General features: G+C 65.0%; 18 protein-coding genes. 6 read left to right on the forward strand and 12 right to left on the reverse strand.

Annotated elements, in window-relative coordinates; genetic code table 11:
• Nucleotides 1–637: 637 nt before the first annotated feature.
• The 3 genes from AC19YX_RS22815 to AC19YX_RS22825 form a co-directional block, all read right to left on the reverse strand.
• Complete coding sequence (locus AC19YX_RS22815) at nucleotides 638–2,272, reverse strand: GMC family oxidoreductase (RefSeq protein WP_500607090.1); 1,635 nt, start codon at nucleotides 2,270–2,272, stop codon at nucleotides 638–640.
• Nucleotides 2,269–3,669 (reverse strand): purine-cytosine permease family protein, encoded by a 1,401-nt coding sequence (locus AC19YX_RS22820; protein WP_020298639.1) that lies wholly within the window; start codon nucleotides 3,667–3,669, stop codon nucleotides 2,269–2,271. Before AC19YX_RS22820 ends, AC19YX_RS22815 begins: the two co-directional genes overlap by 4 nt.
• Nucleotides 3,670–3,827: 158 nt before the next feature.
• Nucleotides 3,828–5,318 (reverse strand): aldehyde dehydrogenase, encoded by a 1,491-nt coding sequence (locus AC19YX_RS22825; RefSeq protein WP_500607091.1) that lies wholly within the window; start codon nucleotides 5,316–5,318, stop codon nucleotides 3,828–3,830.
• Between the two features lie 486 nt (nucleotides 5,319–5,804).
• On the opposite strand from AC19YX_RS22825, the gene AC19YX_RS22830 reads away from it, so the two are divergent.
• Nucleotides 5,805–6,719, forward strand: coding sequence for a LysR family transcriptional regulator (locus AC19YX_RS22830; protein WP_078468937.1), 915 nt, complete (start codon nucleotides 5,805–5,807; stop codon nucleotides 6,717–6,719).
• 2 nt (nucleotides 6,720–6,721) lie between these two features.
• Here AC19YX_RS22830 and argE read toward each other — a convergent pair whose 3' ends face one another.
• From argE to AC19YX_RS22845, 3 genes are all read right to left on the reverse strand, one after another.
• Nucleotides 6,722–7,870, reverse strand: coding sequence for an acetylornithine deacetylase (gene argE / locus AC19YX_RS22835; protein WP_500607092.1), 1,149 nt, complete (start codon nucleotides 7,868–7,870; stop codon nucleotides 6,722–6,724).
• Complete coding sequence (locus tag AC19YX_RS22840; RefSeq protein ID WP_078468939.1) at nucleotides 7,871–8,545, reverse strand: DUF1028 domain-containing protein; 675 nt, start codon at nucleotides 8,543–8,545, stop codon at nucleotides 7,871–7,873.
• Nucleotides 8,546–8,705: 160 nt separating this feature from the next.
• Nucleotides 8,706–10,088, reverse strand: a complete 1,383-nt coding sequence (locus AC19YX_RS22845; RefSeq protein WP_078468940.1) for an aspartate aminotransferase family protein — start codon at nucleotides 10,086–10,088, stop codon at nucleotides 8,706–8,708.
• Nucleotides 10,089–10,260: 172 nt separating this feature from the next.
• Between AC19YX_RS22845 and AC19YX_RS22850 the strand changes: the two genes are divergently transcribed.
• The 3 genes from AC19YX_RS22850 to AC19YX_RS22860 all read left to right on the forward strand — a co-directional run bounded on the left by AC19YX_RS22850 (nucleotide 10,261) and on the right by AC19YX_RS22860 (nucleotide 12,839).
• Nucleotides 10,261–10,869: a TetR/AcrR family transcriptional regulator gene (locus AC19YX_RS22850; protein ID WP_201131310.1), complete on the forward strand. Its 609-nt coding sequence runs from the start codon at nucleotides 10,261–10,263 to the stop codon at nucleotides 10,867–10,869.
• A 135-nt stretch (nucleotides 10,870–11,004) separates the two neighbouring features.
• Entirely contained in the window at nucleotides 11,005–12,327 is a 1,323-nt protein-coding gene (locus AC19YX_RS22855) for a flavin-containing monooxygenase (RefSeq protein WP_500607093.1), read from the forward strand.
• A gap of 68 nt (nucleotides 12,328–12,395) precedes the next feature.
• Entirely contained in the window at nucleotides 12,396–12,839 is a 444-nt protein-coding gene (locus tag AC19YX_RS22860) for a RidA family protein (RefSeq protein ID WP_078468943.1), read from the forward strand.
• Nucleotides 12,840–12,922: 83 nt separating this feature from the next.
• On the opposite strand, the gene AC19YX_RS22865 is transcribed toward AC19YX_RS22860, so the two are convergent.
• The 5 genes from AC19YX_RS22865 to AC19YX_RS22885 form a co-directional block, all read right to left on the reverse strand.
• Complete coding sequence (locus AC19YX_RS22865) at nucleotides 12,923–15,331, reverse strand: TonB-dependent siderophore receptor (RefSeq protein WP_078468944.1); 2,409 nt, start codon at nucleotides 15,329–15,331, stop codon at nucleotides 12,923–12,925.
• Nucleotides 15,332–15,405: 74 nt separating this feature from the next.
• Nucleotides 15,406–16,356 carry a FecR family protein gene (locus AC19YX_RS22870; protein WP_500607094.1) on the reverse strand — a complete coding sequence of 317 codons (951 nt, stop codon included), beginning with the start codon at nucleotides 16,354–16,356 and terminating at the stop codon, nucleotides 15,406–15,408.
• Nucleotides 16,353–16,868 (reverse strand): sigma-70 family RNA polymerase sigma factor, encoded by a 516-nt coding sequence (locus AC19YX_RS22875; protein ID WP_078468946.1) that lies wholly within the window; start codon nucleotides 16,866–16,868, stop codon nucleotides 16,353–16,355. The genes AC19YX_RS22870 and AC19YX_RS22875 overlap by 4 nt, the downstream gene beginning before the upstream one ends.
• 116 nt (nucleotides 16,869–16,984) lie before the next feature.
• Nucleotides 16,985–19,111 carry a TonB-dependent receptor family protein gene (locus AC19YX_RS22880; RefSeq protein WP_500607095.1) on the reverse strand — a complete coding sequence of 709 codons (2,127 nt, stop codon included), beginning with the start codon at nucleotides 19,109–19,111 and terminating at the stop codon, nucleotides 16,985–16,987.
• A 183-nt stretch (nucleotides 19,112–19,294) separates the two neighbouring features.
• Entirely contained in the window at nucleotides 19,295–20,245 is a 951-nt protein-coding gene (locus AC19YX_RS22885; protein WP_500607096.1) for a LysR family transcriptional regulator, read from the reverse strand.
• Between the two features lie 137 nt (nucleotides 20,246–20,382).
• On the opposite strand from AC19YX_RS22885, the gene AC19YX_RS22890 reads away from it, so the two are divergent.
• The gene (locus AC19YX_RS22890) at nucleotides 20,383–21,441 is read left to right on the forward strand and encodes an SDR family oxidoreductase (RefSeq protein WP_500607097.1); all 1,059 of its coding nucleotides are present in this window, start codon (nucleotides 20,383–20,385) and stop codon (nucleotides 21,439–21,441) included.
• Between the two features lie 57 nt (nucleotides 21,442–21,498).
• On the opposite strand, the gene AC19YX_RS22895 is transcribed toward AC19YX_RS22890, so the two are convergent.
• On the reverse strand, nucleotides 21,499–22,050 hold the full coding sequence (locus AC19YX_RS22895) for a hypothetical protein (RefSeq protein ID WP_421546538.1): 552 nt from the start codon (nucleotides 22,048–22,050) through the stop codon (nucleotides 21,499–21,501).
• Nucleotides 22,051–22,191: 141 nt separating this feature from the next.
• Here AC19YX_RS22895 and AC19YX_RS22900 point away from each other — a divergent pair, with 141 nt between their 5' ends.
• On the forward strand, nucleotides 22,192–22,692 hold the full coding sequence (locus tag AC19YX_RS22900; RefSeq protein WP_500607098.1) for a GNAT family N-acetyltransferase: 501 nt from the start codon (nucleotides 22,192–22,194) through the stop codon (nucleotides 22,690–22,692).
• Nucleotides 22,693–22,703: the final 11 nt, after the last annotated feature.

Raw genomic sequence — 22,703 nt, forward strand, 5'->3', positions numbered from 1 at the left:
ATGTCGTCGCTGACGATGAAAAAGATGGGCTGTTTTTGTGGAGAGGGAACCAGGTGTATGGGCGCCGCACTGCGCTATTTTTGTGGTGAGGGAGCTTGCTCCCGCTGGCCTGCGCAGCAGGCCCAACCCCTGGCACCTCGATACGTCTGGCCTAGCGCGCCGCCATTTGCGGCCGCTGCGCAGCCGAGCGGGAGCAAGCTCCCTCGCCACATGGGCGGGGAGCCAGGTCCAGGGGCGTCGTACTGCGCGCTGTTTTTGTGGTGAGGGAGCTTGCTCCCGCTGGCCTGCGCAGCAGGCCCAACCCCTGGCACCTCGATACATCTGGCCCAGCGCGCGCTGCCATTTGCGGTCGCTGCGCAGCCGAGCGGGAGCAAGCTCCCTCGCGACAGGGAGGGGAGCAAGATCGTATGGTCGTCGTACTGCGCGCTTTTTGTGGTGAGGGAGCTTGCTCCCGCTGGCCTGCGCAGCAGGCCCAACCCCTGGCACCTCGATACGTCTGGCCTAGCGCGCCGCCATTTGCGGCCTCTGCGCAGCCGAGCGGGAGCAAGCTCCCTCGCCACAGGGAAGGGGAGCAAGATCGCAGGGGCGTCGTACTGCGCTCTTTTTTGTGGCGAGGGGAACCAGGTCGACCGAATCGTCAGCTGGTCACCGCCTGGTTCAGGCGGGTGGCACTAGCAGCTTGGGGCGTGCCGTGCAGGATCAGGTCGGCGGCTTTTTCGCCGATCATGATGCACGGCGCGTTGGTGTTGCCGCTGATCAGGCTCGGCATGATCGAGGCATCCACCACCCGCAGCCCCTGCACCCCATGCACCTTCAAGTCCGGGCCCACCACGCTCATGGGGTCGAGCCCCATCTTGCAGGTGCCTACCGGGTGGAACACCGTCGCCGCGTACTCGCGCACATAGGCCAGCAATTGCTCGTCGGTCTGCACCGCCTTGCCGGGCAGCATCTCCTCGCCGCGAATGGCGTCGAACTGGCTGTCGGCCAGAATTCGCCGGGCCAGCTTCAAGCCCTCGATCAGCACCTGGGCGTCGCTCGGGTCACTGAGGAAGTTGAAGTCGATCAGCAACTGGCCGTCTCGGTCCAGGCGCAGTTCGCCAATGCTTTTGGGCCGCAGCACGCAGGTGTGCACCGCATAGCCGTGGCCCCATTCGAGCAGCCGTCCGCGATGGCTGCGATAGCCCGGTACAAAGTGGAACTGCACATCGGGCACGGCCTCGGCCAGGGGCGTGCGCGCAAAGCCGCCGGCCTCCACGTAGTTGGTGGTGAGCCAGCCCTTGCGCGCCAGCAGGTAGCGCAGGGGCGCGGCGAGAATGCTGGGCAGCGAGCCCAGGGAGAAGCCCAGTGTCAGCGGGCTTTTCGAGCGAATGGTGAGCAGCCCGTCGAGGTGGTCCTGGAGGTTTTTGCCGACCCCGGGCAGGTCATGCCGGACCTCGACCCCGGCCTGTTGCAGCTCGGCGGCCGGGCCGATACCGGACGCCAGCAGCAGCTGCGGGCTGCCCAGGGAACCCGCGCACAGCAGCACTTCACGGCGGGCAAGCAAGGCCTGGGGCTGGCCCTGGATGTCCACCTGCACGCCGCGGGCCACCCGCTGTTCGAGAATCAATGAGCGCACCGCGCAGTCGGTGACGACGGTGAGGTTGGGTCGCTCCCGGACCGGCGCGACAAAGGCGCGGTAGCTCGACAGGCGCCGGGCATTCTTCTGCGTGAGGTTGTAAATCCCGCAGCCTTCGAGCCGCTCGCCGTTGAAGTCATCGTTGCGGGCCAGGCCCAGGCGCTGCGCGGCCCTGACAAACAGTGCCGACACCGGGTTGGGGTCGCGCGCCGCCTCGACATTGAGCTCGCCGCCCGTACCATGCAGGCGCGGGTCCTGGCCCAGCTGGTTGTTCTCCGACTTCTTGAAATAGGGCAGCACACTGTTCCAGTCCCAGCCCGGGCAACCGGCCTCGGCCCAGCGATCGTAGTCGCTGGCATGGCCGCGAATGTAGATCATGCTGTTCATCGAACTGGAGCCGCCCAGGGCCTTGCCCCGTGGCGTGTGCAGGCGGCGCCCGTTGAGGTTTTTCTGTGGCGTGGAGAAGAAGTTCCAGCTGTAGGTCTTGCTCTTGTACAGGGTGATGGTGCCCGCCGGGGTCTGGATGCGCTGGCTGTTGTCGTGGCCGCCGGCTTCGATCAGGCACACGCTGACGCTCGGGTCGGCGCTCAGGCGGTTGGCCAGGACGCAGCCGGAGGAACCGGCGCCGACAATGATGTAGTCGTAGTCAGTGTTCATGCATTTCTCCCTGCGGGTTTGAGTGCTTGCTGGCGGCTGCGACGGCGGCTGGCCAGGTAGTAGACCGGCGAGATCACCAGCAGCCCGACGATCCAGGAAATATCGGCGCCGCCCATGGCCTGGGCGATGACCCCGGTGTACAGCTCGGTGGCCATGAACGGAATCTGCACCAGCACCCCGAGCACATAGCAGCCCACCGCCGTCCAGTTGAAGTAGCCGTAGATCCCGCCGTCGCGACGGAAGAACGAGTCGACGTCGTAGTTGCCATGGGCGATCAGGTAGTAGTCCACCAGGTTGATCGCAGTCCAGGGCACCAGCACATACAGCAGCAACAGGATGAAGTTGGTGTAGTTGGCCATGAAGTCATCCTGGCCCAGCAGCGCCAGGGCCAGGGCAATAGAGAACAGCAGCAGCGCGGTCACCGCCCGCGACAGGGCGCCGGCCGACCACGTGGGCACCAGGGTCTGGCCCACGGTGATGGCCGAGAGGGTGCCGCAATACAGGTTCATGGCGTTGGTGGCGGCGATGCCGATGGAAAACACCGCCACCACCAGGGTCGCGATGCTACCGGTCATCTCGATCAGGCCGCTGATGATGTCGCCTTCCACACTCAGGCCAACCACCACCCCCAGGGTCATCGGCAGGATCGAGCCCAGGCAGCAGCCCCAGTAGCTGGACCAGAACGCGGCGCGGCCACCGGTGTCGGCCGGCATGTAGCGCGAGTAGTCCGAGACATAGGGCGCATACGCCAGTTGCCACAGGGCTGCGATCGACAGGGTGCCGAGAAAGCCCTGGAGGTTGGTCTGGTTGCGTTGCAGGAAGTCCGCCGGCAGCCCGTGCACGCCGATGATCCAGGCAAAGCACAGCAGCAGGATCGCCCCCGACACGTAGGACATGAGCCGAGTGTAGGCGTGGATCAGGCGATAGCCGAACACCGTCGCCACCACACTGATCAAGCCCACCAGGACGATGCCCTGGTTGGTGCTGAACAGCGGGTAGCGGCTGTGCAGCGATTGCCCGCCGAGCACCAGGTTGGAGGCGAAAAAGCCCAGGTACATGATCACCACCAGGGCCACCACCAGCAGCGAGCCGTAGGAGCCGAACTGGCCCCGGGTCTGCACCATCTGCGGCACACCCAGTTGCGGGCCCTGGGCCGAGTGCAGGGCCATGAAGATGCCGCCGATCAGGTTGCCGGCAATCAAGGCGGCCATGGCCGCCAGGAACGGCAACTTGAACACCGTGACCGCCAGCGCACCGGTGACCACCGTCAGCAACATGATGTTGGAGCCGAACCAGATGGTGAACAGGTCGCGGGCGCGACCGTGGCGCAGGTGCCGGGCAATGGGCTGGATGGTGCTCAGTTCAAGGGTTGCGGCTCTGTTGTCGTTATTATTCATCGGTCATTCACTCTGGTATCGCCCGGGCAAACACCCAGGCATGAGTTGCAGGCAAGGAGGATCAAGCCGGTAAACAGTGCCCGGCCGGTTTTGCGCAAACGGCCGGGTCGTGCGTCACAGTGGCCAAGCACGAACCGGGCCGCTGTTGCGATAGGGGCTCAGCGCAGCTGGAACCAGGTGGTTTTGAGCTGGGTGTATTTGTCGAACGAGTGCAGCGACAGGTCGCGGCCAAAGCCCGATTGCTTGCCGCCGCCAAAGGGCACGCAGACGTCCAGCGCATCCACGGTATTGACCGACACGGTCCCGGCATTCAGGCGGCTGGCGACGCGATGGGCCCGGTTCAGGTCATCGCTCCAGACCGAGGCGGCCAGGGCATAGATATGGTCGTTGGCCATCTGCACCGCCTGGTCTTCATCGTCGAAGGCGGTGATCGCCAGCACCGGCCCGAACACTTCCTCGCGGGACAGGCGCATCTGCGGCGTGACCTGGGTGAAGAGGGTGGGCTGGATAAAGTTGTTCGAACCGTTGAGCGTCACTTGCTCGCCGCCGGCCACCCGCTGTGCCCCGTCGCTGCCGGCCTGGGCGATGTAGTCCATGACCCGGGCGGTCTGCCGTGCATCGACCATCGCCCCCATCTTGCTCGCGGGGTCCAGTGGGTCGCCGGGCTGCCAGTGCCGGGTCTGTTCGACCAGGCGGTCGACGAACTCATCGTGGATCGAGCGCTGCACCAGCAGCCGCGAGTTGGCCGAGCACACTTCTCCCTGGTTGAAGAAAATCCCGAACGCGGCCTTTTGCGCGGCCAGGTCCAGATCCTGACAATCATCGAACACCAGGTTCGGGCTCTTGCCACCGCATTCGAGCCACACCTGCTTGAGGTTGGATTGCGCCGAGTACTGCATGAAATGCTTGCCGACCTGGGTCGAGCCGGTGAACGCCAGCGCGTCGATATCCGGGTGCAGGCCCAGGGCGCGCCCGGCGTGCTGGCCGAGCCCGGTCACCACGTTGAACACGCCTTCCGGGACCCCGGCCTGCAGCGCCAGTTCGGCCAGGCGCAGGGCCGAGAACGGCGACTGCTCGGCGGGTTTGAGGATCACGCTGTTGCCGGCGGCCAGGGCCGGGGCGAGCTTCCAGGCGGCCATGTCCAGCGGGAAGTTCCACGGCACCACGGCGGCGATCACTCCCAGGGGCTCGCGGGTGATGGTGGCCAGGGCGCCGCGGCCGGTGGGGGCGACCTGGTCGTACAGCTTGTCGAGGCTTTCGGCGTACCAGGCAAAGACGTGGGCGGCGCCAGGCACATCGATGCTCCAGGCATCCATCACCGGCTTGCCCATGCTCATGCTGTCGAGCAGGGCCAGCTCTTCGCGGTGGGCCAGGATCAGCTCCGCCAGCCGCAGCAGCACGGCCTTGCGATCCCGCGGCAACAGGCGGGCCCAGGGGCCGCTGGCAAAACTCTTGCGGGCAGCGCTGACGGCCAGGTCGATATCGGCATCGCCGCAGGCGGCGACGTTGGCCAGCAGGGCATTGGTCGCCGGGTTGCGCACGGCAAAGGTCTCGCCGCTCAACGCGGCGTGCGCACGTCCGGCGATCAGTGCGCTGTTGCTAAAGGGTTGCTTGGCCGCCAGCGTTTGCCAGGTATTGAGGTCAGTCACTGCATACTCCCAGTTGGCCCCTCGGGGCTACGTCCACGATCAGTGGGGCCGATAGTGGGCCAAGCGCCGGGGGTGGGAAATTAGTAAAAATGTGTTCCGTATCGATAAAAAAACTCGGCTGGTGTGCTTCATCGTGGCGCACACATCGCCCCTAGCCGCTGCCGAGGTACGCGGCTACAGGGGTTGGTCCTGCCTGACCACCTCGTACACAGGCGGCATCGGGTTGAGCAGCTTTTTTAAGTTCAGGCCCCAGGAAATTGCTGGTTTCACCCGGGGCGTGCTGGTTGCAGAATCGAGGTTGTGTGCGCGTAGGCGCAACGGCCCGATTCTTGATTGACCTGGCCCAGTACCGCGCATCATTGCACCGGGGGCTCGATTGCTCGTGCAGGCACGCAGTGGCGGCGTTCAACTAGGCTGCACGCTGTGCACGAGCGCCGTGATCGCGCCCCGTTTTGATGCGTTCGACCCATCTCTTTCGAGGTAGCCATGGCCGCTTACAACTTGCGACAACTCAAATACTTCGTCACCACCGTCGAATGCGGCAGCGTGGCCGAGGCGTCGCGCAAGCTCTACATCGCCCAACCTTCGGTCTCGACCGCAATCAAGCACCTGGAAGAAAGCTTTGGCGTGCAGTTGTTTATCCGCCACCACGCCCAGGGTGTGTCCCTGACTCCCAGCGGCGCACGCTTCTATCGCAAGGCCCAGGAGCTGCTGCGGGTGGCCCACGAGTTCGAGCAAAACGCCCTGGCCGATAACGACGTGGTGGCCGGGCAGATCGACATTGGCTGTTTTGAAACCGTCGCGCCGCTGTACCTGCCACGTTTGATTGCCGGCTTTCGCGATCGCTGGCCGGGGGTGGAAATTCGCATCCGGGACGGCGAGCAGCAAGAGCTGGTGCAGGCCCTGACCTCGGGCAGCATCGACCTGGCGATTCTCTATGAGCATGACTTGGACAGCACCATCGACACCGCGCCGTTGATGGCGCCGCAGCAGCCCTACGCGCTGTTGCCCGAAGGCCATCGCTTTGCCCATCAGGCCCGGGTGTCACTCAATGACCTGGTGCTCGAACCCATGGTGCTGCTGGATGTGCAGCCCAGCCGTACCTACTTCGTCAGCATCTTCGAGGAGCGCGGCCTGACCCCGCACATCCTGTTCAGCTCACCGTCGATCGAGATGGTGCGGGGCATGGTCGGGCGCGGTTTCGGCTTTTCGATCCTGGTGACCCGGCCCAAGTCCGACTACACCTACGACGGCCAGAAGCTGGTCTGCGTACCGCTGGTGGAAGAGGTCACCGGCTCCGGGTTGTCGGCGGCCTGGTTGCGCCGCTCGCAGTTGACCAAGCCGGCGCAATTGTTTGTCGATCACTGCCGCGAAGTCTTGGCGCCCAGGGATCAGGCCTGAGGTCAGCCCTGCAGGGCCGACGCCAGGCGTTCGAGCATGGCGTCGCAGCCCGCGAGCTGGGCGAGGCTGACAAACTCGTCGGGCTTGTGCCCCTGATCCATGCTGCCCGGCCCGCAAATCACCGTGGGGATGCCCACGGCGTCGAACAGACCGCCCTCGGTGCCAAACGCCACGGTGCCAAATTCGCTGGAACCGCAGAACTGGGCAATCCAGCGCGCCGCCTGGCTGTCGGCGTCGGTGGCCAGACCCGGATAGGCCGAAAGCTCGGAAAAACCAATGCCACTGGCACCATCCACGGCCTGCATCCTCGGCACCAACTGCTGTTGCGCGAAGTGCCGCAACTGCTCGGCGACCTGCTGCGGATCCTGGTTGGGCAGGGCGCGGACTTCGAAATCGAAACGACAATCGGCCGGGACGATATTCAGTGCCTTGCCACCACTGATCAGCCCGGTCTGCACGGTACTGTACGGCGGGTCGAAACGCGGGTCATGCAGCTCCGGGCGGCGCAGGCGGGCGCCGATGCGGCCCAGTTCGCCAATCAGCTCGGCGGCGTATTCGATGGCGTTCACCCCTTGGGGGGCGTAGGCCGAATGGCAGGCCGCGCCGTGCACGTCACAGCGCATCGCCAGCTTGCCCTTGTGCCCGAGCACCGGCTTGAGCTCGGTGGGTTCGCCAATGATGCACAGCAGCGGCTTGTGTGGCCGCCGCTCAAGCTCGGCGAGCAGCGAGCGCACCCCCAGGCAGCCGACTTCTTCGTCATAGGACAGGGCAATGTGCAGCGGCATGCGCAATGGCGTCGCAAGAAACCTGGGCACCGCCGCCAGCACACAGGCGATATAGCCCTTCATGTCGGCGGTGCCGCGCCCGTAGAGTTTGCCGTCGTGCTCGCTGAGCTCAAAGGGGGCGACGCTCCACGCCTGGCCGTCCACCGGCACCACATCGGTGTGGCCGGACAGGACAATGCCCGGCACCTGCGGCGGGCCCAGGGTAGCGAACAGATTGGCCTTGCTGCGCGGCTCATTGAAGATCAGTTCGCAGGGCACGCCGAACCCGGCCAGGTAGTCACGCACGAACTCGATCAGGTGCAGATTGGATTCGCGGCTGGTGGTGTCGAAGCCCACCAGTTTGGCCAGCAACTCGCGGCTGTTCATCTATTCATCCCCGGGCACGCCGTAGCTTGGGGCTTTGGTCGGGTCCAGCGCGCGCACGATGTAGTCCTGCATCTGCGGGCTGTAGGCCTGCCATAGCTGGGCCAGTTGGCCGATGGGGTCATGGTCGGCCCAGTCGACCCGCAGGTCGACGATGGGCCAGGTCAACTCGCCGACCACCACCATCGCCGCCGAATGCACCGGCCCGGCTTCGCCCCCGGCCGCGACTGCGGCCTGCATCGCGGCGATCAGCCGGTCGGCCAGTTGCCCGCCGCTGGTTTCGAAGGTCTGCACCAGGGTTTCGATCACCCTGGGGTCGGCCAGCATATTGCCGGCGCCGACGCACTGCTCGCCGGCCAGCGCATGGTGGGTGCCCAGGGTCTGGCTGCCGCTGAAGTGCGCGGTCTGGCCCAGGTGATCGATGGCGGTCAATTGCCGGTACTGGCTGTAGCCATTGCTGGTCAGGGCCTTGTCCAGCGCCTGGGCGGGGGACAGGCCGGCCTCCATCTGTTCCAGCACCTGGGGCCCGAGGGCGGGCAGGGTGATGTTTTGCGTGGCGACCGCCCCGACCCCCGGGCGCAGCCAGGGGCAACGCGCGCCCACGGCAATGCTCGAGGAACTGATGGCGATCCCCAGTTGACCGGTTTCGGCGCAGCGGCCGACGATGGAAAAAGTCATGGCGTGGTGCTCCTGTTTCGTCTGGCCAGCCATCCGCGCCCCAGGTGGTCCTGGGGCGTGGACTGGATATGAATCCATTCTGTCCAGGCGCTGCGGTTGGCGAAACGAGGTTTTTTGTGGTGCTTGCTTAAGTAAATACTTGTCAGGCCAGTGTCCGCCGTTACAAGCGCCCGTACTCGCGGGCCGTGCGATCGACGGCGATCCGCGTCTTGTCCACCAACTCATCGAGCTCGGCACGGGTCGCCACCAGGGCCGGGGCCATGATCATGCGGCCCAGGGTCGAGCGGATGATCAGGCCTTCTTCGAAGCCGATGGTGCGGCAGCGCCAGGCAATATCGTTCTCGTTGGCGAAGCGTTTGCGGGTGGCCTTGTCCTCGGCAAATTGCAGTGCCGCCACCAGGCCGATGCCCTGGACTTCACCCACCAGCGGGTGGTCGCTGAACACCTCCCGCAGGCAGCTCTGCAAGTACGGGCCGGTGTCGGTGCGGACCTGGGTCACCACCCCCTCGTCGCGCAATGCCTTGAGGTTGGCGATGGCCACGGCGGCGGCCACCGGGTGCCCGGAGTAGGTCAGGCCGTGGGCGAATACGCCGCCTTTTTCCACCAGGGCCTCGGCCATGCGCCGCGACAGAATCAGCCCGCCCATGGGGATGTAGCCCGAGGTCAGGCCCTTGGCGATGGACAGCGTGTCGGGCTCGAAGCCCATGGTCTGGTGGGCGAACCATTCGCCGGTGCGGCCAAAGCCGCCGATCACTTCGTCGGCGCACAGCAGCACGTCGTACTGGCGACAGATGCGCTGGATTTCCGGCCAGTAGCTGGCCGGTGGAATGATCATCCCGCCCGCGCCCTGGAACGGCTCGGCAACGAAGGCGGCGACCTTGTCGGCCCCCAGTTCGAGGATCTTCTGCTCCAGTTGCCGCGCCATCTGCAGGCCGAACTCCTCGGGGCTCAGGTTGCCTTCGTGGGCGTACCAGTAGGGTTCGTCGATATGCGCCACATCGGGCACGGTGCCGCCCATTTCATGCATGAATTTCATGCCGCCCAGGGCCGTCGCCGCGAGGGTCGAGCCGTGGTAGCCGTTCCAGCGACCGATCATGATTTTCTTCTGCGGCTGGCCCATCACCTGCCAGAACTTGCGCACAGTGCGGATCAGCACCTCGTTGGCCTCGGAGCCGGAGTTGGTGTAGATCGCGTGGCTGTAATGGGCCGGCAGCAGGCTGAACAGCAGCTCCGACAGCTCGATCACCGCCGGGTGGGTGGTGTGGAAGAACATGTTGTAGTACGGCAGTTGCTGCAATTGCGCATAGGCCGCGTCGGCCAGGTCCTTGCGGCCGTAGCCGAGGTTGGTGCACCACAGGCCGGACATGCCGTCCAGGTAGCGCTTGCCGTCGTTGTCCCACAGCGCCAGGCGCTCGCCGCCGACCATCACCCGCGGGCCTTCGGCGTTGAGGGCTTTCTGGTCGACGAAGGCGTGAATGTGGTGCGCGGCGTCGGCGTTTTGATAGTCCAGGGTGCTGCGGGTGGGGTCGAGGTCGGCGGTCATGGCGTGCTCCAGGTATGAGGCGCAGTGGGCGATCGGGCTGCCTGCCGACGGGGGGCAGGGCAGCGCGGGGATAATATTTGGCACCTAAAAATATTTTTGTAAAGAAAATATTTGTCCTTGAAAAGTGATATCCGTAGGCTGGCCGACATCGTTAGCGCACCCCAGGGGAACCATGTCCGGACTACGAGAGAGGCAAAAGGAGCAGCGCCGCCAGGTGATCGCCGAGGCCGCGTTGCAGCTGTTCAAGCGCAATGGGTTCGGCGCCACCACCCTGGAGCAGATCGCCCACCAGGCTGGGGTGTCGTCGCCGACTGTGGTTAATTATTTCGGCGGCAAACAGGAGATCCTCCTGGCCCTGCTCAAGGCCCCGGACGAGCAGGCCATGGGCGAAGCCCGCGCGCACCTGGACGAGCGCAGCGACCCGCTGGAGGCGCTGTGCGAGTTCGAAGGCCTGATGACCCGCTATCAGCTCCAGGCCATGCCGGCATCCCTGTGGCGCGAGCTGGCGCCGTTCCTGTTCACTGGTGAGCTGTCCCAGGCCCTGCAACCCTGGAACGCGGCGGTGATCGAGGAAACCCAGGCCCTGCTGATGCATTTCCAGCGCCTGGGCAAGGTGCGCGCGAGCGTCGATATCGAGGTCGCCGCCACTGTCTTCAACCAGTACGCCAACATGGCGTTCATCCGCCTGGCCACCGAGCCCACGCCGGACCGTGCCGCCCATGCCGCCCATATGCGCAGCTTCCTCGGCCTGCTGTGCCACGGCATGCTCGGCGCCGAGTAGTCCAGCCACAGGGTCGTGCAGGCGTCGCTGCCGGCCCTAGTTTTTTCCTGCCTTGCGACGACAAAAATCATAATTTCGCTATGCCCGGTATCTGCACAGAATGCGACCACACCCGCCTTCGAGAAGGACACAGGCATGACAGCTGGAAAAATACAGACAGATACGCTGGTTGTGGGCGCCGGTCAGGCAGGCGTGGCCATGAGCGAACACCTGAGCAAACTGGGGGTGCCGCACCTGGTGCTGGAGCGCAACCGGATCGCCGAGGCCTGGCGCACCGGGCGCTGGGATTCCCTGGTGGCCAATGGTCCGGCCTGGCACGATCGCTTTCCGGGGTTGGAGTTCGACGACCTGAGCCCGGACAGCTTTGCCTCCAAGGAGCGGGTGGCGGATTACTTCGAGGCCTACGCCCGCACCTTCAACGCGCCGATCCGCACCGGGGTCGAGGTGCACAAGGTGCGGCGCAATATCGGGCGTCCGGGCTTTACCGTGGAAACCTCCGAGGGCGTGATCGAAGCCAACCGCGTGGTGGCGGCGACCGGGCCGTTCCAGCAGCCGGTGATCCCGGCCATCGCGCCCCAGGATCCACGCCTGACCCAATTGCATTCGGCGCACTACCGCAACCCTGGGCAACTGCCCGAAGGCGCGGTGCTGGTGGTGGGCGCCGGTTCATCGGGCACGCAGATTGCCGATGAACTGCAACGCGCCGGCAAGACCGTCTACCTCTCCATCGGCCAGCACGACCGGCCGCCACGGGCCTATCGCAACCGGGATTTCTGCTGGTGGCTGGGGGTGCTGGGGGAGTGGGACGCGGCCGCGATGAAGCCCGGGCGCGAGCACGTGACCATCGCCGTCAGCGGTGCCCACGGCGGGCGTACCGTGGACTTTCGCGAGCTGGCCCAGCGCGGCCTGAACCTGGTGGGCCTGACCCAGTCCTTCAAGGACGGGGTGGTGACCTTTTGCCCGGACCTGGTCGACAACCTGGCACGCGGCGACGAGAACTACCTGGCGCTGCTCAATGCCGCCGATGCCTATATCGAGCGCAACGGCCTGGACCTGCCCCTCGACCCTGAAGCCCGTCGGGTATTCCCTGATCCGCAGTGCGTGACCCAGCCGATCCTCGAACTCGATCTGGCGGCGGCAGGTATCAGTACCATCATCTGGGCCACCGGTTTTGTTGCGGATTACAGCTGGCTGGAAGTCGATGCCTTTGATGCCAGCGGCAAGCCGCAGCACCAGCGCGGGGTGTCCACGGAATCGGGGATCTACTTCCTGGGCCTGCCGTGGCAGTCACGGCGTGGTTCGTCGTTTATCTGGGGCGTTTGGCACGACGCCAAATACGTCGCCGACCATATCGCCACCCAGCGCCAGTACCTGACCTATCGCGATGCCAGCCAGCGCCAGGCGGACAGCGCCGTCGCGCCGCTCACCCTGCTGGAAAAGCCGGCGGTCAGTGCCTGACAACCATGGTCCGAACCGGCACCCGCAGTGCCGGCCTGGCGTTGTATTTCTCTATTCAGGAGCTCCCGATGTCGCAGCCCACCCACACCCGCATCCGCATGTTCAACACCAAGGAAACCTACCCCAACCAGGCCCTGGACAACGACCTGTGCCAGGCCGTGCGCGCCGGCAACACGGTGTATGTGCGCGGCCAGATCGGCACCGATTTCGACGGCAACCTGGTCGGCCTCGGCGACCCCCGGGCCCAGGCCGAGCAGGCGATGAAAAACGTCAAGCAACTGCTGGAAGAGGCGGGTTCGGACCTGTCCCATATCGTCAAAACCACCACCTACATCATCGACCCGCGCTACCGCGAGCCGGTGTATCAGGAGATCGGCAAGTGGCTCAAGGGCGTGTTCCCGATCTCTACCGGGTTGGTGATCTCGGGCCTGGGCCAGCCGCAATGGCTGATGGAAATCGATGTGATTGCAGTGATCCCCGATGACTGGCAAACCGGCGCCGCAACCCTGTAGCCGCTGCCGAGCCTTGCGACCGCGCGCAAAAACGCCATGGCCTCGGGGGAGGGCATGGCGTTTTTTTTTGGCTGGGACGGGGGCTAGAAATCCCAGCGGGTGTTGAGCATCACGTTGCGCGGGTCGCCGTAGTAGGCGGTGTTGTAGAAGCCGATGTTGGTGTAGTAGCGCTTGTCGAAGGCGTTATTGAGGTTAAGGGTGGTGGACAGGTGTTCGGTGATTTGGTACTTCGCCATCAGGTCCACCAGCCAGTAGGCCTCCTGGGAGAAGTCCTGGTATTGGTTCTTCGGCCGAATGTACAGGTTCTGCCAGGCCTTGCTCTGCCAGCGCGCGCCGCCGCCGACGGTCAGGCGGTCGAGGGCACCCTGGAATGTGTACGAGGTGTCGAAGCTGACCTGGTCTTCCGGCTCCCAGGTCGAGAGTTTCTTGCTCTGGTGGTCGCGGATGATCTTATGGGTGTAGCCGGCCTGGAGCTGCCAGCCCGGGGCCAGTTCGCCGGAAATCTCCGCTTCATAGCCCCGAGTCTTGGCGTCGGTGCCGACCGAGGCGTAGCCCAGCGCCGGGTTGGTCGGCGCGGCGTTGTATTCGGCGTCGCCTTCGGCGCGGTTGCTTTCGTGGACCTCGAAGTACGCCAGGCTGGTGTTGAGCCGTCCGTCAAAGAATTCACCCTTGACCCCGACCTCGTAGTTCTTGCCTTCATCCGGCTCCAGCACCTTGTTGTTGCGGTCGCGGTTGTAAGTCTGGGGCATGAAGATTTCGGTGTAGCTGGCGTAGGCGGTGAAGTTGTCGTTGAGGTCGTAGGTGACGCCGACGTAGGGCACCAGCCGCCCGGTTTCCGTGGAGTGTTCGTCTCCGGTCAGTTTGTAGTTGGCGACGCGGGTGCCGAGGAACAGGTTCAGGTCATCGCTGAGATTGAAGCGGGCGCTGATGTAGCCCGCGCTCTGGCGGGTGGTCAGGTCGTTGTACTGGGTCGGTTCGCCCCAGTCCGGCTCGGCGCGATCGCCGTTGAAGCTCCAGAAGTCGAAGCTGTTGCCGTTGGCGTAGACGGGGGCGCCGTAGTCCTTGCCGGTCCAGTGGGAATTGGAGGCCGAGGCGCCCACCACCAGTTCATGCTCGCGACCCAGCAGGCTGAAGGGGCCGTTGACGTACAGGTCGGCCGAATCCGCGCGGGTTTTGCCGGTGAATTTGTTGGACCACAGCGACGACAGCCCGGTGGCCGGGAACGGGCCGCTCTGCACCGAACCCAGCGGCGCGTTGTAGCCGTTTTGCAGATGGGTCAGTTGCGCCTTGGCCACCCAGCCATTGGCGAAGCTGTGTTCCAGGGTCGAGAACACGCTCTGGGTGTACTGTTCCCAGCGGCTCCACTTGGCGCCGTTGTTGTAGGAGCGCTTGACGTCGATGCGGTCGCCATTGCGGTCGAACAGCGGCCGGCTGCCGGACCATCCCGAGCCCTGGGGGTCGTTTTCCTGGGCGTCGAAGCCCACCGTCAGCAGGGTGTCCTCGCCGAGGTCGGCTTCCAGGCTGCCGAAGTAGACGCTGGTCTTGCGCTGGTAATGGTCCATGAACGAATGCTTGTCCTGGTACACCGCCACGGCCCGGCCGCGCAGGTTGCCGCTGTCGGTCAGGGGGCCGCTGACATCGATCTGCGAGCGGTAGTTGTCCCAGCTGCCGGCGCCCAGCTCGATGTTGGCCTTGAAGTCGCGGGTCGGCTTTTTGCGGATCAGGTTGATCGTCGCCCCGGGCGCTCCGGCGCCGTTCAGCAGGCCGGTGGCGCCTTTGAGCACTTCCACCCGGTCATAGATCGCCATGTCGCTCAGGGTCTGCCCCGACGAATAGGCCGAGTTGCGCAGGGTCGGGATGCCGTCGTATTGGAAGTTCTCGACCGAGAAACCCCGCGCGAAGTAGTTGGTGCGTTCGCTGTCATAGGTCGACACGGTGATGCCCGGGGTGTGGCGCATCACATCGTCGATGGAACTGAGGGCGAAATCGTCCATGTGCTGGCGGGTGATCACGGTGATCGACTGCGGCGTTTCCCGCGGGGTGAGCACCATGCGCGTGGAGGTGGCGAGGGTGCCCGGGGTGTAGGAGCCGCTGCCTTCGGTGATGGTGCCCAACAGGTTGGCGTTGATCTGGGTCGCGCCCAGCGCCAGCGCACCTTGCACCGGGGCACTGTCGAGCTGGTAGCCATCGGCGCTGGCCCGGGCACTGAAGCCGCTGCCGCCGAGCACTTGGGCAAACCCGTCCGCCACGCTGTAGTTGCCGCGCACGCCGGGGCTGGTCAAGCCGGCCACCTGCTCGGACTGGAAGGAGATCGGCGTACCGGCGGCCTGGGCAAAACGGCTCAGCACATCACCCAGGGGACCGGGGGCAATGTCGAAGGCCTGGACCTGCTCCTGGGCATAGGACAGGGCCGGCAACGCCAGCGGCAGGCAGCCAAGCAACAGGTGGCCGGCCAGCAGCAGGCCGCCACGGGTGGACGGGATTGAAGACATGTTATCGGTGCTCCTTTGGATGTTGGCCAAGGGAAGGACGGAGCAAAACCGCAAACACGCAACGCCCGGGCACATTATTTTTCCGCGGGGGGCAGGGTCACCCGGGTCAGCCATGGGGTGTAGTGGCTGACTTCAATCGGCAAGGTGCGCTGCAGCAGGCGCAGCGCCTTGTCGCTGTCGTCGGTCGGCAACATCACCGTCACGCGCAGGCCTTGCAAGGCCTGGCGATCGAACAGCAGCAGGCCCGGTCGATGCCGCGACAGGCGTTCAAGCACGTCCGCCAGGGGCTGGTCATTGGCCAGCAATTGATGGTGGGTCCAGGCTTGCTCGAGGGCGTCAGCATCGACCTGTTCCACCGTCCCCGGGCCCCGGGCGTCGAAACGCAGGCGCTGGCCGGGACCGAGCACCTGCTGTTGCCCGGCGCTGTCGATGCGGGTGGAGGACTCGAGCATGGTGACCTGGGTCGCATCGCCGCTGCGCTGGACGATAAACCGCGTGCCCAGGGCGCGGATGCTGCCTTGGGGGGTGTCGACATAAAACGGCCGCTGGGCATCCTTGGCCACGTTCACCAGGATTTCGCCACGCAGCAACTGCACCCGACGCTGGCGGGGGTCAAAGTGCAGGTCCACCGCCGAGCCGCCTTCGAGTTGCAGGTCGCTGCCATCGTCCAGGCGTTGCTGGCGCCACTGGCCGCTGCCGGTGCTGAGGTCGGCCAGCAGGTAACCCTGCTGCCCATACTCATAGGCCGGCACCGCAGCCAGGCCCAGCAGCACAGCCAGGCCCAGGCATTTGGCCGCCGTGGCCGCGGCTCGTGGTTGTCGGGCCCGGCGCAATGCGGCACGGGCCGGGGCCTGTTGCAGGGGCAGCAGGTGGCCTTGCAGGCGCGTGATGCTGTGGCGGTGTTGCGGGTCGGCGGCCAGCCAGGCCTGGAACGCCTGTTCGGTGGCGGCATCGGTCTGGTGGTCGAGGCGCACCAGCCATTCGGCGGCCTGCCGCAATACCTCGGGTGGCAGCGATGACTTCATGCCTGGGCGCACCGGTCGCAGGCCAGCAGGGCCTCCACCAGATCGTGCTGCACGGTGCGCACCGAGACCCCCAGGCGCTGGGCGATCTGCGTCTGGTCCAGGCCTTCGAGGTGCCGCAGGATAAAACTCTCGCGCACCCGGGGCTTCATCTGGGCCAAGGCCCGGTCGATGGCCTCCAGCACTTGCACCGCTTGCAGGATCTGCTCCGGCGAAGGCGCGTGGTCCATGCAGGCGGCGCAGAGTTTGAGCTCTTCCAGGTAGGCCTGCTCCAGGCGCTGGCGCCGGCCCTTGTCCATCAACAGGCGACGCGCCACGGTTGCGAGGTAGGCCTGGGGTTCGCACGGGGCCACATAGGGGCCGGTGGCGAGCAGACGGATAAAGGTGTCCTGCGCCACGTCCGCCGCGTAGTGAGAACACTGCACGCGGCGGCGCAGCCAACTCAGCAACCAGCCGTGGTAGCCGCGATACAGGGCTTCGAGCGTTGCGGCCTCGGCGGGTGGAGTGGGCTTCATGAGAAAAAGTCGTAAGTGGGAATGAATCCTATTCTAGTGTGTGGCGGCTCGGGCCTGCAATGGGCGCAAGTTCGCAGGTTATTTGTCGGCGTCGAGAGGCGAGGGCGGGGCGGCCCTCAGCGCAGGCTCCACGACACACCGAAATACACCCCCAACCCCTCGCCCGGCGTCGAACGCGCCGCGTCCAGCCCTTTGTCGTCGTAGCCCGGTGTCACGGTGGCGGCGTAGTGCTGGTTGGTCAGGTTGCGCATGTCGACCCAGGCCTGCCAGTCGTCCTTGGGTGCGTTGTAGCCCAGGGTGGCGCCGAACAGTGCGTAAGGGTCGGCGTAATGGCTGTTGGCGTAATCCACCGTAGCCTTGGACACCAGTTGCGTATTGAGCGCCGCGAAGAAACCCAGGGGCCAGTCGTAGCGCAGCTCGCCCTGGTAATAGTGCATCGGCAGGCCCGGCAGGCGGTTGTCGCCAAAGCGCTGATCGTCGCGGTAGTGGAAGTCGCTCAAGGTGTAGGCCTGGCGCAGGCTCAGTCGGCCGACGCCGTCCCGCGACCACAAGGTGCTCTGCAGGCTGGCTTCCAGCCCCTGGTGCACCGTGGGGCTGGCGTTGAGTTCATAGGGCGTGGTGGCGTTGGCGTCGGGCAGCACCGACAGCAGTTCATGCCGCACCTGGGCGTAGTACCAGGCCAGGCTCCACTGGCCCAGGGCGCTGTCGCCACGCCCGCCGAGTTCCAGGGTAGTAGCGGTCTGATTGCGCAACTCGATCGGCTCGCGCTGGGCGCCGGTGGCGACCCCGCTGCCGGGCCCGAACACCCGGTTGGAGCTGTAGATCAGCGACCAGGGGTGCGGCCCTTCCACTGAACGGCTGAGGTTGCCGAACAGTTGCACGTCCTTGTTCAACTGGTAGCGCAGGCCCAGGCGCGGCGCGTAATCCCAGTCGTGCAGGCTGGTCTTGCCGCCGCTGTCGGGGTAGGTCACCGCGCTTTCACGGCGGGTGTAGATGGCCGCCAGGCCCGTGGTCAGCCACAGGTCGTCGGCGATCTCCAGGTCGTTGCCCAGGTGCAGCACGCTGTCTGAACCCTGGTAGGTGAAATCACGGATCCGCGTGCCCGGTGCATAGCCGGCGGTGTTGCCGGTGGGAATGCGCACAAACTCGCTGGCGCCGGCATTGGGCAGGTGCTTGGTCACGCGCAGGCCCAGGGTGCTGTGGCTTTCCAGGCCCCACAGGGTGTCGCGGCGCTTGTAGTCGAAGGTGCCGCTGACGTCGGTATAGGCCACCCGCAGGCGGTTGGGGCCTTCGCGCAGGTCCATGGGGTAGTCGTGATAGACCAGCCCGGTCTGGAGGCTCGAATCGTCGTCGATGTAGTAGGTGGTCTTGTTGCCGATAAAGGTGCTGCCCGGCTGGTCGCGGTTGTAGTCGCGGGCGACGTAGGTGGGGTTGACCGCCCGTGGATCATGATCGATGGAGCGCTTGGTCACGCGCCCGGCCAGTTCGTTTTCGGTCTCGCGGTGGCGCAGGTAGAAGCGCGTCTCCAGGTTCGGGTTGAAGCGATAGCCGAAGTTGGCCACCACTCCCTGGCTGCTGCTGGAGGTGTGGTCCTGGTAACCGTCGGAGCGCGCATCGGTCAGGGACAGGTAGTAATCGAAGTCGCCCAGCACCTGGCCCGAACTGACCTGGCGCTGGCGGTAGCCGTGGCTGCCCATGCCATAGCGCACCTGCAACAGCGGCGCGTCGTAGCCGGTGTGGCTGACGTAATCGATGGCCCCGCCCAGGGCCAGAGCGCCACGGTCGAAGCCGTTGGCGCCGCGCAGCACTTCCACGTGATCGAGCCACAGCGGCTCCAGCAACTCATAGGGCGTGCCACCGGGGCCGGTCAGGGGCAGGCCGTCGAGCATCGTGTACAGCCCCGACGCATGGGCGCCGGGGGCGCGGTTGATACCCGAGCCGCGAATCGAAATCTTCACCCCTTCATTGCCCGCCGACTGCGCGTACACCCCCGGCTGATACGCCAGCACATCCTGGTTGCTGGCCACCCGGCCCTGCAGCGGGCGCCGCATATCGACCACATTGGTCGCCCCCGGCACTTGGGACAGCCGGGTCTCGGCGTCTTCCAGCGTCTGTTCCTCGCCGCCCTGTTCCTGGGCCCGGATCAGCACCTGACCCAGCTCCACCTCCTGGGCCTCGGCTAGGGCCGGGCAGGCAAGGGCCAGGCCCAACAGCGCAGTGGGCAGGGATTTGGGCGAGGGCATCGAGAAACTCCAGGCAGGGGGAAACGGGCAATGAAAGGTGCGACGTAGGAAAGGACGAAGGAAACACATGGCAATTTGGGTTTTTTGCCGGGTTAGCGGCACCCGGCGCCACGGGCCTTATGGGCAACCACACGAAGCGGCAGGCGTAGGGGCTCGGTTCAACGAGCGGCCCAGACCAGTGCGTCAGGTAGAACGCGGTATATCGGGCGTTGCCTGTCCGGCTTCCAGGCGCTGGAGTCGAACATTCGCCACCAGGTAGTCGAGAAAAACCCGCACCCGTAGCGGCATCTGCGGGCCCTGTCCGAGAAACACGGCGTGCAGGGGATCGACGTCGCCCGGGTTGAAACCTTGCAGGACCGGCACCAGCCTTCCCGCGGTAATGTCGTCGACCACCTGGAACTCATCGAGGCGTGCCAGGCCCATGCCGGCCAGTGTCAGTTGGCGCAGGGCTTCACCGTCGCTGGCCGTCAGATTGCCCTCGGGCGAGACGATCCATTGCGTGCCGTCCACCACAAAAGGCCAGCCTTTGAGGGTGCGCGTGTAGCCGAAGTCCAGGCGGTTATGCCGGGTCAGGTCGTCGGGCACGCGCGGCAGGCCATGGAACTCCAGGTAGGCGGGCGCGGCGACGACGATCATCCGTGATTCACCGAGCTTCCTGGCCACCAGGCGCGAGCTTTCCAGTGCGCCGTGGCGTATCGCGACATCGGTTCGCTCTTCCAGCAGATTCACCACCTGGTCGGTCAGTACGATGTCGAGTTCGATGCCCGGGTAGCGCGAGAGAAACCCTGGAACCAGTGCGAACAAGACCCCTTGGGCAAAGGGCACACTGGCGCTGACCCTGAGACGACCCCGGGGTTCGCCCTGGCCGGAAGTACTGCGTTCTGCGTCCTCCACCTCGGCAATAATCCTCACGCATTGCTCGTAAAACGAGTGGCCTTCCGGCGTCGGCGTCAGGCGGCGCGTGGTGCGGTTCAACAGGCGTGCTTGGAGGCGGGTTTCCAGGCGTGAAATCAATTTGCTGACCGCCGAGGGGGTCATGCGGAAGTCCCGCGCGGCCAAGGAAAAATTGCCGAGCTCTATCACTCGGATGAACATTTCCATCTCTGCCAAACGGTTGATATCCCAGCGTGCCATTGTGAATTTATGTCATGGAAGTCAGTCGTGACGGCAGTCTATATCACAGATAGCGCGAGGGGCATCATGTGTCTCAAGCCGTGCATCCTGCATGGAAGGAGCAAGCAAATGGTCGAATTTGGTAATGGGGAGGCGCTATGAGCCTCACTCCGGCAAACCTTAAAACCGCGCTGGTGGTCGGCGCCAACGGCATCATCGGGAATGCCGTGGCCCAGGAACTCAAGCGTGAAGGCTGGCGGGTCAGGGCGCTGGATCGGCGCCCCGTAGCCGGCACCGAGACCTTGCAGGCGGACCTGGTCGACGCGCAGGCGGTGGCCCTCGCGTTGCAGGCAGCCCGAGACACGACCCATGTGTTTTACGCCGCTTTCAGCCCGGACCCTGACTTGGCGCTGGAAGCCCAGCGCAATGCGCGGATGCTGGGCAATGTGCTGGACGGGCTGGAGCAGGCTGATTCCGCCCTTGAACGGGTAGTCATCTATCAGGGCTTCAAGATCTACGGTTCGCACCTGGGCGCCAAGGTACCCACGCCGGCCCTGGAGAGCGACGCCGGGCATATGCCGCCGAACCTGTACAGGGCCCAGGAAGCCCAGCTCGGAACGCGCGCCGAACGCAGTCGTTGGGATTATGTGGCGCTGCGTCCTGATCTGGTTGTCGGTGATATCCACGGCAACCCGATGAATATTGCGCTGCTCATCGGCGTCTTTGCCGAATTGTCCCGTGCCCTTGATATCCCGATGCGATTCCCCGGAACCGACAAGGCCTATGGCCAACTGCTGCAGTTCACGGATGCCGGGTTACTGGCACGGGCCAGCGTCTGGGCAGCCCTCAGCGAGTCGGCGGGCGGCGAGGCGTTCAATGTGGCCAACGGCGATATTTTCCGCTGGGAACGCATGTGGCCGGACATCGCCCGGCACCTGGCAATGAACATCGCTTCGCCGGTGCCGCTGACACTGACCCGGCACATGCCGGACAAGGCCGGGTTATGGCGGGAGATCGCCAAGCGCCACAATCTGATTCAAGACGACCTGGAGAAACTGGTGGGCTGGGCCTTCGGGGATTTTATCTTCCACACCGAGAACGACATCATTTCCGATACCAACAAAATCTACCGCTATGGCTTCACTGAAAGGGTCGACTCAACCGCGTCGCTGCTCAATGCGCTGGACAGCCTCAAGCGCCAGCGCGTGCTGCCCTAGTCGGCGGCCCGGCCTGGGCATTGCCGTTGGCCTGGGTGTCGCCAACGGCGAGCGGGGCTAGGCGTCACTGTTCAAGGCCTTGGCCAACCGAGGATCCGCCTTCCACAGCGCATCGGTGACGGCGAAGGCTTCGGCTCCGCGACCGGAACTCATCGCCTCGTGCCGAGACAGCATCCGGCCCAGAATCGGCTTGCCGGCCCATGAGGTGTCGTCTGCATCGAGGACCCGGCAACCGGGTTCGCGGTCGGTGATTCTCCACTCCAGCGCCACGCATTCCTTGGCCGTTGTGTCCGAGCCCGCGCCCCAGCCCCGAAGGCTGACGGCCATCGACAGGCCCCGCTCGGGATGGGCGGCCGTATAGGTGCCCAGGTACACGGCATAAGCGCCGTCAGCATTGAATACAAAACCGCGAAACATCCTGGTTTCGTGCCCACAGGTTTCGCAATGTCCTACGACCGTCTCTTCGCCGGGTTCTATTTGCAACGCATTGTCCATACCCAGATTTCCTTGGCGGGGGTGGCGGCTGAGGTCCATCAGCGCATTCGATCCGGCGCGCATCTTACCTGAGCACCGGCTGTTGCAGCGCAAGCCGGGCAGGGTGTCGTCCATTGGGCCGGTCATGGAGTCGGAGCGCAGGTGCTGTAAGCTTGCGCTCGCTGTGACCGGGCCGCAAAAACCAGCCCGCCTTTTATTCAGCTGTGCTGGCCGCTCGCCCTTTATCTTTAGCGAGCAGGGCAGCCGAGGTGATGAATGAACACCTATAGAGTTCGCGAACTGAGAAGTACCGACGCCCAAGCCTTGCTGGCATTCGAAACCGACAACCGCCAGTGGTTCGAGTCCCATATCGATGCCCGTGACCCGGCTTTCTACTCCTTGCAGGGCGTCACCGAACATATTCAAGGTTACTTGTCCGACTTTGCCGATGGCCGCTGGCACCCGTTCGTGGTCGAAGAGACCGGGGGAAAAATAGTCGGTCGGGCCAACTTGAAAAGCATCGACCCGGTGCAGCGTTCTGCGCAGATCGGCTATCGCATCGCGCAAGACGCATGCGGGCAGGGGCTGGCCACCCTGGCCGTGCGGCACCTGATCCAGGAGGCGCGCAGGCGCTGGCAGCTTTCGCAGCTGGTGGCGTATGTCTACGAGGCCAATCTCGGTTCGAAGAAAGTCCTGGCGCGCTGCGGGTTCCTGCTTGAACACCCCGCTGCCGGCGCGCAGGCGGGGGGCGAGAGCCGTTTTGTGCTGGCGATCTAGATAAGCCTGCT

The sequence above is a fragment of the Pseudomonas sp. MF09150 genome (assembly GCF_059862355.1).